Origin of the sequence: Mucilaginibacter flavus (genome assembly GCF_030409315.1) — a bacterium.
Classification (GTDB): Bacteria; Bacteroidota; Bacteroidia; order Sphingobacteriales; family Sphingobacteriaceae; genus Mucilaginibacter; species Mucilaginibacter flavus.
In genome coordinates this window covers 20,111-34,440 of record NZ_JAUFPS010000017.1, presented here as the reverse complement: position 1 = coordinate 34,440, position 14,330 = coordinate 20,111, and the positions used below count along the sequence as shown (strand labels likewise).

The 14,330-nt window shown below is 41.9% G+C and carries 6 protein-coding genes; 3 read left to right on the top strand and 3 right to left on the bottom strand.

Annotated elements, in window-relative coordinates; all coding sequences use genetic code 11:
* Positions 1 to 350 precede the first annotated feature (350 nt).
* The 3 genes from QWZ17_RS05705 (at position 351) to QWZ17_RS05695 (ending at position 8,732) form a co-directional block, all read left to right on the top strand.
* Entirely contained in the window at positions 351 to 3,518 is a 3,168-nt protein-coding gene (locus QWZ17_RS05705; protein WP_290304067.1) for a SusC/RagA family TonB-linked outer membrane protein, read from the top strand.
* A 21-nt stretch (positions 3,519 to 3,539) separates the two neighbouring features.
* On the top strand, positions 3,540 to 5,099 hold the full coding sequence (locus QWZ17_RS05700; RefSeq protein WP_290304066.1) for a RagB/SusD family nutrient uptake outer membrane protein: 1,560 nt from the start codon (positions 3,540 to 3,542) through the stop codon (positions 5,097 to 5,099).
* 69 nt (positions 5,100 to 5,168) lie between these two features.
* Entirely contained in the window at positions 5,169 to 8,732 is a 3,564-nt protein-coding gene (locus QWZ17_RS05695) for a VCBS repeat-containing protein (RefSeq protein ID WP_290304065.1), read from the top strand.
* 108 nt (positions 8,733 to 8,840) lie between these two features.
* On the opposite strand, the gene QWZ17_RS05690 is transcribed toward QWZ17_RS05695, so the two are convergent.
* The 3 genes from QWZ17_RS05690 to QWZ17_RS05680 form a co-directional block, all read right to left on the bottom strand.
* Positions 8,841 to 10,982: a CRTAC1 family protein gene (locus QWZ17_RS05690; RefSeq protein ID WP_290304064.1), complete on the bottom strand. Its 2,142-nt coding sequence runs from the start codon at positions 10,980 to 10,982 to the stop codon at positions 8,841 to 8,843.
* Between the two features lie 483 nt (positions 10,983 to 11,465).
* Complete coding sequence (locus tag QWZ17_RS05685; protein WP_290304063.1) at positions 11,466 to 12,320, bottom strand: sialate O-acetylesterase; 855 nt, start codon at positions 12,318 to 12,320, stop codon at positions 11,466 to 11,468.
* Between the two features lie 14 nt (positions 12,321 to 12,334).
* Positions 12,335 to 14,308, bottom strand: coding sequence for an alpha/beta hydrolase-fold protein (locus QWZ17_RS05680; protein ID WP_290304062.1), 1,974 nt, complete (start codon positions 14,306 to 14,308; stop codon positions 12,335 to 12,337).
* Positions 14,309 to 14,330 lie beyond the last annotated feature (22 nt).

Genomic DNA, 14,330 nt, shown 5'->3' with positions numbered 1-14,330 from the left:
CTTCTACAATCGATTGCAAACCTTTTATAAGCTATATTTATGAGAGAATAAACCTTAAGACCTTGTTTTGCCGGCCACAGTTTGTGACCCGCAGTGAACTATACCGGTATCCATATCACGGATTCAATAACCAATAAATTCAATGCTGTTAGAGGCTACCGGTTAAGCAGCCAATTTAAGTAAACCGCTTTTTAATAAGTAAAGTCCTTCTGATAAGGCATTGTTAATAATTATGGATGAGTTCAATTCATTCATACCCTAACAACTAACTGATGCAAAGGCCTTATTCCCAAATAAACGGTGAGTCTTACCAATTTCCAAACCAATATTTTCAATTAATAAACCAAAATATGAAAAAAAAATATTTACTAAGCACTTTCATGAAAATGACGGTTATAATAGTATTTATAAGTACTACTATTATAAACTGCGTGTTTGCGGCTAATGACCTTACCCATTTGCAGCATACAAATTCTGATGTGATCAACTCAGAGGCCAGTAAGGTTATAACAGGTAAAGTAACAGATGAGAACGGCATCGGACTACCTGGTGTAACTGTTACATTAAAAGGCACAACTACCGCGGTAGGAACCGATGTCAACGGCGCTTTCCGCATTGAGGTACCTAATGATCAGTCGGTTCTTGTTTTTACTTTTATAGGCTACGTTTCAAAAGAAGTACCTGTTTCAGGTAAATCTGTTGTTAACGTATCGATGAGCAGCGATTCCAAATCTTTAAATGAGGTAGTAGTTGTGGGTTACGGAACGCAAAAGCGTGCCAACGTAACCGGTGCTGTTTCATCAGTAAGCGGTAAAACATTGTCAGCTTTACCGGTTGGCGGTGTCGATCAGGCCTTGCAGGGGCGCGTGGCCGGCTTAACTGTTACCAACAATGGTTCGCCGGGTACAGCGCCAATTGTACAGATACGCGGTGTAAGCTCTATCGGTTATGGAGGCGACCCATTGTATATTATAGATGGTTTTCCGGGCTCCATCGGCAGTCTCGACCCCAGAGATATACAATCTGTTGATGTACTCAAGGATGCAAGTGCAGCGGCAATCTATGGTTCAAGAGCAACTAACGGCGTTATCATCATCACAACCAAAAAGGGTTCTGGTGGTAAAGTCGCGTTGAGCTTTGATTCGTACGCAGGATTTCAGGAAGCTACCAAAAGGTATGATCTACTCAATACCAATCAATATGTACAATATGAAAGGGCTTTAAACGGAGCCGCGGGTATTGGCATACCACCGCGCTTACAACCGGCAAATTTTAATCAGCCTATCTACGCGGGTTCTTCGCAAACCTTCGCCCAAACTAACACCGACTGGCAAAGTGCCTACTTCAAAAAAGGGCCTGTGCAACAGCATGCGGTTTCATTAAGCGGCGGAAATGAGAATTCACGCATATTTACATCAGCCAGCTACTTTGATCAGGATGGTATTACTGTAGGAACAAGCTTTAGCCGTAAAAGTTACCGGATCAATTCTGATCACAACCTAAACAAGTTTATCACAATCGGAGAAACATTTAATGTTTCGTCAACCCGCCAACGTTTCGGTATTCCCCCGGGCAACAGAACGCCAATTACCAATGTGATAAGAATGCAGCCATATATTCCTGTTTACAATCCAAACAACCAGGGCGGTTATTTTGGCCCTCAAAGCAGTTTTGATGGTGCCGACCCGGTAAATCCGATTGAACAGGCGCTAATTAACGAAAACCGTAATTACGGTGTTGGAATACGCGGCAATGCTTATTTAACAGTAAAGTTTACACCCTGGCTCAAATTCAATTCTACTTACGGACTTGATTACGGAACAAACAGGCAGGAACAATATACCCCTATATATAATGATGGTGGTACTTCAAGTGCCCCAATTGCTTCAATAACCGAAAATACAGGCTCGGGCACTACAACCCTTTACACACAACAATTAACTTTCGACCACACTTTCGCCAGCAAACACCATGTATCGGCTTTGGCAGTTTATGAAGTGCAAACCAACCGCGGCGACAGTCAAAACTCTTTTGGTAATCAAAATAACAACACTATACGCACCTTAAACAACGCTACAAACACTACTACCAATTACACTTATGGTACTAATGTTCTGCAATCATTAGTGGGTCGTGTGGGATATGATTTTGAGGGCAAATATTTAATTTCCGGTTCAATACGCCGCGATGGCTTGTCTGTTTGGGCCCCGGGTCACAAATATCAAAACTTCCCTGCCGCCTCAATTGGCTGGAAGGTTGACCAGGAAAGCTTCATGAAGGATCTTAAATCAGTAAGTGAGCTAAAAATACGGGCCGGCTATGGCGTTACCGGTATAAACGGAACTGTATTGGGAAATTACCCTTATGTTTCCAATGTTTCTGCGGGCGGCACAACATATCCGTTTGACAACCTGGCAACGGGTAATAACTCTGGCAACGGATCTTTCTACAGTTCGCTAAGTAATTATTTTCTTCATTGGGAAATAACCAAATCAACAAACATTGGTTTTGACCTGGGCTTATTTCAAAACGCGATTACGCTATCGGCCGAGGTTTATAAAAGAAAAACCCAAAATCTTATCTTAACTGTACCTTCCCCACCAAGCTTTGGTGTTGGCGCCCCGCTTGCTAACGTTGGTGCGATGCAAAACACCGGTATTGAATTGACTGCAGGTTACCATAAAACAAACAGCGACTTTAAATATGATATAACGGCTGTATTTGGTTTAACCCGAAATAAAGTTACCTCATTAACAGGAGCCGCAAACGGTAGCATTACAGCCGGCGGTGACGCAGATTTTGGTGGTGGTGGTCCACTTACCAACACTACGGTTGGTCAACCTATCCAGTACTTCTACGGCTATGTAGTAGAAGGTATATTCCAAAATGCTACAGATGTAAGCAGTCATGCTACCCAAACAGGTGCAGCGCCAGGTGATTTAAAATTCAAGGATATTAATCATGATGGCGTAATTGATGCCAACGACAGGGTTAACCTGGGCAGTTACCTACCTAAATTCACTTATTCATTAAATTATTCTGCCAGTTACAAGAATTTCGACGTTGCTTTATTTTTCCAGGGAGTATATGGCAATAAAATATTTAACGCCGAAAGAATTATAGCCGAAGGCATGTCGAGGTTATTTAACTCAGACGTTAATGTGCTAAAAGCCTGGACTCCCAGCAATACCAACACCAATATCCCGAGAGCTATTTCAGGAGACCCTAACTCAAACGTAAGGCCTTCAACACGCTGGGTGGAGAGCGGCTCCTACCTGCGCCTTAAAAACCTTCAGTTAGGCTACAATTTGCCAATGCCATGGCTTAAAACATCCACTAACAACCTGGTAAGCAAAGTGAGGATTTATTTATCATCAACAAACCTGTTCACTATTACAAAGTACACCGGGCTTGATCCAGAGGTTGGTTCAAAAAACGGAACGCTTACAAATGGTATAGACTATGGTCAATATCCTTCGGCAAGAGTGTTCCAGGTGGGTTTACAGGCAACATTTTAACAATCATTAAATTGATATATTATGAAACATAGAAAAATTTATTTATTGTCAACCATTATCTTACTAACGATAACGGTGATCGTATTGTCCTGTAAAAAAACAGCGTTAAACACGTCTGACCCTAATAACCTTACCACGGGCAACTATTATAAAACAGCAGCACAACTAAAATCGGCGGTTAACGCCATTTACGCGGTTATGCATCAAAACAACCTTGTATCCAGGGAGTGGTATTACCTGCACGATACCAGGAGCGACGAAGTAGCACCTGGCGGCGGCCAATTGGAAGCGCCAAGGCTTCAATTGATTAACAATACCGACGATCCTACCAACTCGGTGATGAATTCTGTTTGGAATGGCTGGTATACGGTAATTTTCCGCGCAAATGTGGTAACAGATAACGCGCCAAATGTTACCGACAATGCTGCTGATGCCAAAGAATCCGTAGGCGAGGCAAAATTTCTACGGGCCTGGGCCTATTTCGACCTGGTTAGCATGTGGGGCGGGGTACCGCTGGTAACATCCGTTCCTAAAACCGTTACAGATTTTAAACCACGGGCCGATGTTGCCGCCGTTTATGCGCAGATAATTAAGGACCTTACAGATGCCGCGGCAGTGTTGCCCGGAAAATCAGCTACTGACAAGGGACGGGCCACTGCATCTGCCGCCTATGCAATGCTTGGCAGGGTATTAATGCAACAAGGCAATTATGCCGATGCTAAAGCCGCGTTTCTTAAGATACCTACCAGCGGGGCCGATGGCTATTCATTAACCGCCCGTTATCTTGATAATTTTGAGTTAGCCACCGAATTTAACAAAGAATCAATTTTTGAAGTTGTGTTTGTAGATAAAGGAACTAATGGTTACAACTGGGGCGGTGAAAGTGCCACTGAGGACCAGTCAACAGTTAGAAATCAGGAATATTGCCCTGTTGCATGGCGAAACCTTATCCCATCAAATAAATATTTGAATGAATTTGAAAGTACAGCTACGGGTGCGGCAAAAACAGATCCACGTTTTTCATATAGCGTTTATCAAACCGGCGACGTTTATAACAATGGTCAAAGCACTTTGACTGATGCCGATCAAAATGGAAATTCTTCGGTATTGAACGGTGTTACCAAAAAGATTAGCTGGCGCAAATTTATGATTATATACCAGGAAAGTGCATCTACTGCAGGGTTCCATCCGGGCGGTAACAACCAGCGTATTATTCGCTATTCGGAGGTTTTACTTGACCTTGCCGAATGTGCTAATGAAACCGGTGACATAGCGGGAGCTATAGCTTACCTTAACATGGTGCGCGCAAGGCCAGATGTGGCTATGCCTCCTTATCCAACAGCTCAATTCCCTGTTGCATCCAAAAGCGATGTGGTTAAAGCCATTATGCACGAAAAAATGGTTGAATTAGGTGATGAAGAAGTACGCAACATTGACATTTTGAGATGGCGCAAAAAAGGGTATTTCACTACCGAGCCGATTGCTGGTTTTCACGCCAACAGAGACGAGTTATTACCTATACCTCAAGCCGAGTTAGATAATAACCCTCTTGTTTCGGGGCATCAAAATCCCGGCTATTAATTTATTATACCCATTTGAAAAGCAGGCGACCTGTTGGTCGCCTGCTTTTCTATATATTTATGTTAAATTATGAAAAGGCTCCTTATTGGTTTTACTGTAGTCATACTATTTTCTTCCTGTAAAAAACATTCGCTATTTGAGCAAATACCATCCTCAGCTTCCGGCGTTATGTTCAATAACCTGATTACAGAAAATGATTCGATTAATCCTATAGATAATGCTACAGTATATAACGGTGGAGGCGTTGGCATAGGTGATTTTAATAACGATGGCCTGCCGGATATTTATTTTACGGGCAACATGGTGCCTAATAAGCTATATCTTAACAAAGGTAATTTCAAGTTTGAAGATGTTACCAGCCAGGCTGGAGTAAATGGCAAAGGACGCTGGGGAAAGGGCGTATCCGTTATTGATATCAATAACGATGGTTTGCCCGATATATATGTATGTAACTCATTTGCAAATGATCCCCAAAAGAGGCAAAATCTACTATATATAAACCAGGGGCTTAATAAAAACGGTGTGCCTGTATTTAAGGAGGAAGCGAAAGAATACGGCCTTGATAGTCAATTGTTCTCTACCATGGCCAGCTTTTTTGATTATGATAATGACGGCGATCTTGACATGTATTTAACCGTAAATGAGCCAAACCCCGCCGAATTTCCCAACCAATTCAGGCCCATTAATATCACTGGTACGGGCAGAAGCATGGGGCGATTGTATCGGAACGATTGGGACCCTAAACTTAAACACCCGGTATTTAAAGATGTATCATTAGCGGCAGGCATCAAAATAGAGGGATATGGACATGCTGCCACTATCGCTGATATTAACCTTGATGGATGGAAAGACATATACGTTACAAACGATTTTCTGTCGAATAATATACTGTATATTAACAATCACGACGGCACTTTTACCGACAAATCTAAGGAGTATTTTAAGCATACCTCCTTCAATGCCATGGGGCAGGATATCGAGGACATCAATAACGACGGACTGGCCGATATATTTGAGCTGGATATGAATCCGGCTGATAATTACCGAAAAAAAATAATGTCGGGACCAAGCAGCTATAATACTATTCAAAATTTTGACCATTATGGTTATCAATATCAATATGTTCGAAATACGCTTCAGCTAAATCAAGGCCCCTCTGTTGGAGAAAATAACCAATTAGGGCACCCGGCTTTTAGCGAAATTGGCTTTTTAAGTGGTGTGGCACAAACAGATTGGAGCTGGACACCAATGGTAACCGATTTTGACAATGACGGTTACCGCGATATTATTGTTACCAACGGTTATCCCCGCGATGTTACGGATCACGATTTCATCGCTTACAGATCCAATGCATTCATGATAACACCAAAAAAGGAAGTTCTGAAGCAGATACCGTCGGTCAAAATTCACAATTACGCGTTTCGCAACCATGGCGGTTTAGAATTTAACGACGTGAGCATGGATTGGGGCCTGGGTATTCCCTCCTTTTCGAATGGTGCTGTATATGTCGATCTGAATAATGACGGTGCGTTAGACCTTGTAATTAATAATATCAATGACGAAGCGCTGATTTATAAAAATACTGCTGCAGAAAATAAAGAAAATGTGCACCATTATCTTACAGTAAAGTTTGAAGGCCCCCCTCAAAACCACGAGGGGATCGGAACTTTTGTGGATATATATTACCAACACGGTTTACACCAGGTTTATGAGAACAATCCTTACAGGGGATATCTTACCAGCATTCAGCCAATAGCACATTTTGGGTTAGGTACCTGCAAAACCATAGACTCGGTGGTTGTTAAATGGCCAAACAAATACAGGCAAACATTTTTAAATGTAAATGCAGATCAAACTTTAACTGCAAATGTTGATAACGCTCATCAAACCTATACATGGGCAAATCCTGTACAACTAAAAGCTCCGTTATTTACTAATATTACAACCAAAAGCGCGGTTAAATACATTCACCGCGATACGGATTATACAGACTTTAATATCCAAAAACTTTTGCCACATAAGCTTTCAGCATATAATCCGGCGCTGTCAGTCGGCGATATGAACGGTGATGGTTTGGATGACATTGTTGTTGGTGGTAATTTGACCGAGCCGGCACAGATCTTTTTTCAACAAAAGAACGGCACTTTTATACAACGAAACCTTTTAGACGAAAAGAAATATGACCACCCCTATCTTGACGGGGGAATTCTCATTTTTGATTCAAACGGCGATAAATTTCCGGATGTACTAATTACCGGCAGCGGTTATAAAGCACCGGCAAATGACCCAACTTACCAGGACCGCTTGTATATTAATGATGGCAAAGGCCGTTTCACGCTTGCAAAAGATGCCTTACCGGTATGTTTAAAAAGCAAGTTATGTGTAAGGGCCTTTGATTACAATAACGACGGCAAATTAGATCTGTTTATTTCGGGGCGGGTAGAAGCATGGAGATACCCTGAACCGGTAAATAGCTATATTTTAAGAAATGACTCCAAAAACGGAAAGATAAAATTCACCGATGTGACCAATGAAGTTGCTCCCGACCTAAAAAAGATTGGGTTGGTTTGCGATGCCATTTTCAGCGACTTTGACAACGATGGTAAAACAGACCTGATATTGGCAGGAGAATGGATGCCGCTGACTTTCTTAAAAAACACAGGTGGAAGGTTTGTAAATATTACAGCAAAAAGTGGTGTTGGCAATAAAACAGGATGGTGGAACTCCATAATTGCAGGTGATTTCAGGCATACAGGCAGAACAGATTATATAGTTGGAAACGTTGGGTTGAACACCCTTTACCGGGCGAGCGACGAGTTCCCGACTTTTATAACCGCGAATGATTTTGATAAAAGGAACAGGTTCGACGCTTTTCCATCATTATTTCTTCCGGGTAAAGACGGTCTTCAACGGGAATACCCCGCAAATGTAAGGGATGATGCTTTTAAGCAGATGATTAGCTTGCGGGTAAAATTCACCAACTATCATTCGTACGCGGAGGCTACCATGCAGGATATATTGAATGCCGACCAAATGAAAAACGCGCTGCGCCTTAAGGCCACTGAGTTGAGGTCCTGCTATTTCAGAAACGATGGCGAAGGTAAGTTCACGATGATTCCCTTACCCGTTGAGGCACAAGTTTCAGCATTAAATGGGATGGTGGCCGACGATTTTGATGCGGATGGCAATCTGGATTTATTGATTAATGGGAATGATTTTGGCACCGATGTTTCTATCGGAAGATATGATGCTTTAAATGGACTATTGTTAAAAGGTAACGGCAAAGGTGGATTTGCGCCTTTATCAGTTGCCCGCAGCGGGATATATTTACCCGGCGACGGGAAAGCTCTTGTAAAATTAAGAGGGGCTGCTAATAATTATTTGATGGCAGCAAGTGAACACTTAGGGCCTCTACAAATTTTCCAATTAAATACAAACGCATCTATGTTAAAAATAGATGATACAGATCAAAGCGCCGTTATTACTTATAAAAACGGCAGCCATACCAAACAGGAATTTTACTATGGTAGCTCGTTTCTTTCCCAATCCTCCCGGTTCATCCTCATCAATGATAAGATAGCACAGGTATCAATAAAAAATAATTCAGGGATAACCAGGCTTATCAAATTTTAGCTTAAATATCTTTGTTGAATAATAATTTATTGGCTGTTCTTAAAATGAGGTCTATAAGTGCAAATTTAAATTATCATACTATGGTGTACAATAATTTAGATTTGCCTTCTACATATTAGCCATGGGCATTGAGATCGGCCGCGTGCTGGTATTAAATTTAAGTATCTTCAAATTAAGTGGCGTTACCTTGCCATCTTCCGTTATTTCCAGGAACTGGTTAGGTTTTATTTTTTGAATATGCTGCACTGTACCACTCCCCGCCCATCGGATCTCGATATCATCAATAATACCGGCCTGCCCTATCCCTATTTCCTGCCTTAGCGGCGAGGAACCAAAGCTTCCGCCGGAGTTTACATCTTTAAAAACGCTTCTTTGTAAACCCTTTTCTGTAAGGGTTACCTTGATACGCGATCCTATTGCCGACCTATTTGACTTTTTACCAACCAGTTTTAAGCCTATCCAGTTATTATTATTCTGGCCCGGATTAAGATATAACGCGCTTGGGTAAGCATCTCCCGTGTACGCCCCGCCCATTTCTATGAAAATATCCTGTAGGCCATTATTCCTAAAATCGGCAAACGAAACGCCATGGCCTTTCTGCAAATTGCCGGTACGTGACGAACTGGTTACATCGGCAAATTTTTTACCGCCTATATTTCTGAAAAGTTTATTGGGTATAAGCGATCCAAAATCAGGGTTGCCGGTTCCAAAATAAATATCGGGGTAGCCGTCATTATCAATATCACCAAAATTACCTCCCATGCTAAAAACTACTTTGTTTAACCCTGCATCACGGGTTACATTTGTAAATGTGCCGTCTCGGTTGTTTTTAAAAAGAAAAATATTGCCATTGTCTGCCACCGGAGTCCCTAAAGCCTCCAACGCGGCATAATAACCCAGTGTTGTGGTAAAATTGTAACTACCAATCAAAATATCAGGCCATCCGTCATTATTATAATCATAAAACCAGGTGGTAAATGTATTTTGGGTAATATTGATACCTGCTTTGTTGGTAACATCTTCAAAATCTACATTCTTCCCTCCTTTACCCTTATTCTTCAGCAAATATTTCCTTCCGCTCATGGTAGATACAAATATGTCCGGCCAGCCGTCATTATTGTAATCGGCAGACGTTACGCCCTTTACAAAATCGTTAATGCGGCAATGGGCTTTTTGAGCCATTTCTTTAAAGGTGCCATCATGATTATTCATATAGAGTGCCGATGGATGGTTATTATTAGGATCGGTTCCTCCATGGCTTTCCATCCCGATAAAAACATCAAGCCAGCCATCATTATTAAAATCGGCCCACACGGCAGTTTGCGTAGGATGCATAAATTTAAGACCGGCCGCGATGGTAACGTCGGTAAAGGTGCCGTTGCCGTTGTTTTTAAGCAACGAACTTGGCTGATTGCCAAAACCATCTCGAAGCCAGCCTCCCCGCATTACAAAAATATCGGGATGTCCATCGTTGTTATAGTCGGTTTGTTCAATATTTAAACCGCCTACCTCATCTTGTAAGCCACTTTGAATGGTGCGATCACTAAAAGTACCGTTGCCATTGTTGTGAAAAAAATGCATATGATCCTGCAGGTCCATCCCGGAGGTAATGACATCTATGTAACCGTCACCGTCAAAATCATCGGCTATCGAACCGCCCGCCCTGCTATTCAGCTTAATACCAACATTTGCTGCTACATCTGTAAATGGCTTCACTTTGTACGGCCCGTCGTCGGCATTTAAATCAGGGATTAAATATTGGGCAGGAACTTGCGCCGGGTACCGACCTAATGTCATATAAGCTATATTTAACAGCCACCGGGACTGGGCATCGTGCGCATTACTTTTCAAAACATTTTCCAGTGTTTCAATTGCCTGCTGCGATCCTGTTTGAACCTGGTGTATACCCGCTCCTTTGATCGGAAATATACAGGATGATCCGTTATGGCCAAGCATGCAATTGGCACGTTCACCTAAACGCATAAACGCTACAGCCTGATCGGGCATAACGTTGATGGGGTTCATATACCTGGGCAGCCTTGAAATTTTTGTATATATATCAACAGCCTGTTGTTCATGCCCTTCCTGTAATTCAAATAAGGCCTTTTTTGACAGCAATTGGGCATTATAGTTTGGCGAATCAACCTTTAACAGCGAATCGCAGGAGGCCAGCCGGGCATCTGAGCTAAAGATGTTTTGAGAATTATAATTCCGTTTTTTTAGCTGTTGCAGCAAATCTGCCATTTTCATGGGAGAATGTGGTTTACATGATATTATTAAACCACCAGCTGCTACAGCAAAAAACATGGTTATTTTTGCAAATCGTGATAACATGATAATTTGGTAAAAAAACGATAAGGGTTTATATTCCTAAATCTATGTAAGGCTATCAGATATAATTACAAGCTTTATCCGTAAAGCGGAACAAAAACTAATGTAATATTGTATCTAACAGCCCTTGTTGAAAAACGAATAGTAAAGATAAAAAGCGACGATAACTGCAAATACAAGGTTTGTTTCTATTCGTATAACATCTGTATAAATTTTTAGTCCCTCTTTCGGCAACTCCCATTTGAAAAGCCTTATTATCTTCAATTGCATTGTCTGTTTCAATGGTATACATGTTTTAACCGCATATTAACTATTATCACGTTCACAACTGCAGCAGGTCGCTATAATTTTATGTGATAGTGTGTTGATTGGTCTATACAGCCCAGGTATATCTTAAAGCGGTCAATGGCTAATGTTTTCTTTAAGCTTGTAACCCAACAGCGAAAGCATCTGCAGGCCATAGCGTTTGCCTAATAATCTGTATCCTTCGGCTGTAAAATGCAGGTGATCGGGCGAACAGGTGCAACCAGCCGAAGAAACAACGTATGAATTAGCAACTGTTTGAGGTAAGGTGGCAATAATCTGATTCATCGCAGCACAAGCACCACCCTGGTCGGCATTTACCAACTCACCTGCAAGTAAAGGCACCTTTTTAGGCTTCAGTTTTAAATCCCTGATCAGATTATCATAAATTTCTTTTACTTTTTTTGTCCATAGGGTATCATTAGGATTTGACTCTCCCTGGTGTAACAAAATACCTTTAATTACGCCGGATTGTTGAGCTAATTTAGCCAGTGCTATTAATCTCGCGTATGGATTTCCATCATATTCGGCAACTATGCTTTTCATCCAGCCCGGGGCTGTTGCAAGGTATAATTCATAGCTATCCTTTTCAAAAACTTCGATTTTAGCACCGGCAACAGAAACATTTACGATGCCCACCTTTATATTTGCGGGAAGGTTAGCCACCAAAGTCCGGCCGAAATAATCTGCAGGGGTTAAGCCTGTTGTGCACCGCACCAATGGCGGCACTGCTGTGTACCAATTATCCTTTATCCGACCCCTGGCCTCACAATCAACGGCCTGCAACACCTGAAACCTGCTATCAACAGCTGTAGTATCCCGGGCTTCAATTTTCGCATTACCTTCCATATTTGACTGGCCAAAGCATATAAATATGTAAAATTTCTTATCCTGCGAAAAACTTTTCAAGCTAACCAATGTCAGGAATATCAGCGTTATGCATCTAAGTATCATTTTCACGATATACCTTAATTCTTGAATATCAGGCTTGCAAACTGATTTAAGGAGCGTCTCCATGATTGCCACTCGTGGGCCGTACCTGGCGATTGGTAATACACATGTTTAATGCCTGCTTTTTCAAGTGCCTCGTGAAAGTCTTTCACCATGGTTTGCATTCTTTCCTGCTCGGTGGTGCCAACACTTAAATAAAGTACTTTAACTTTTTCGTTAAAACCAGCTGCGTCAGCAAATACACCGTTATACATTTTGGTTATATCGGTATTTGGCTGTATAACCCCGGCACCACTAAACCCACCTATGTATGCAAACTTATCAAGATTTGTCATTGTGGTTTGAAACGTTTGAAACCCTCCCATTGAAAGCCCTGCCATAGCACGTTGATCGCGGCTGGCAAGCGTCCTGAATTTGGCATCAATCAAGGGAACGATTTCTTTAACAAGCACATCCGGAAAAACATTTCCTGCCATGCTCATTCCACGAACGTTTGCAGACACCGGCTGCGTTGGTTCTGTGGCATATCCCCTATCCATAACAACTATCATTGGCGTTGCCTGTTTCCCGGCAATAAGGTTATCCAATATAAAGTTCATTTTACCTTGTGTGGGCCAGCCGGTTTCGTCTTCGCCCGAACCATGTTGTAAATAAAGTACCGGATACCTTTTGTCGGTTTGTGTATCATAACCCGGAGGTGTGTACACATTTGCTCGCCGCCACGCCTTGGTTATGTTTGAGTAATAGTTCACTGAGCGCACCTCGCCGTGAGGGACATCTTTAGTGGCATAAAAATCACCCTCAGGATCAGGAATATCAATACCACTTGCCATTCTTCCCATACCATAAAAAGTTTGACTTGAAGGATCAGCGACGGCCACATCGTCAATTATCAGGGAATAGTAGTGAAATCCTAATACAATCGGGTCGGTAGTTACCGTCCAATATCCCCCGGTATCTTTGGTCATTGGGTATTTTTTCAATAAGTCTATTTGAACACTTTTTGCCTCCGGGGCCTTCACTCGAAAGAAAACTGTATTATCCGGAAATATCTGCGGATACTTTATGCCCGGAATATTGGTTGACGCCGGCAAGCCAATTTCATTATAAGAATATTGGGGAAATGTTGAGGCATCTACCGGCTTAAAAATCAGTTGCGAAAACATATATAGGCCGTTTTTCCAAACTTTAAAATTATGTACTCCGGGTTCGATATAATAGATATGCGGCACGCCTTTCTCTGTTAGGTAATCATGTGTACGTTTGCTAAATACAATTAGCCCATCGCTTGATCCGCATGATATCCAAAGTAACTTTAACTTACTTTTTGTCGCATCGGGGTTGGGAACTAACTCTTCGGGCTTTTTTGTATTAGGGGCCGAGGAAAAACCACCTACCCATGAAAATACGTCGAGGTTTCCCAAACCAAAATTTAATGATTGCCCGCCGCCCATCGATAGGCCTGCCACTGCCCTGTGGTCCTTATCGGTATACACTCGGTATTTGCTATCAATAAATGGTATCAGATCGTTCAATAAATCTTTTTCAAAAACGGCAAAACCCTGTACTTTATCGGGCGCCATAATGTTTCCCGTCGCGCGATCATCCTTCATAGCCCTGCCGTTTGGCAATACCACTATCATGGGTACAATTTTACCTTCGGCATATAAGTTATCCAGTATCACCTGGGGGCTGGCACCGTTATACCATTCTTTTTCATCGCCGCCAATACCATGCAAAAGATACAACACTGGATATTTTTTACTTTTAGAATATCCCGGAGGTGTGTAAATAAGCGCGCGACGGCTATTGCCTACGGTTTTTGATTGATAAGTGATAGTATCGATTTTACCATGCGGGATATCCGCACGAAATACATCAAAACCCACTCGCGCCTGGTGAACTATATTTTGGGAGTAAGCAAGCAGGTTAAACAAAATAAAGGCGCATGCTAGAAACAAAAATCGCTTAGTATGTTGTAGTTTGTTCATTGTTAATATTGTTGATAGGTAA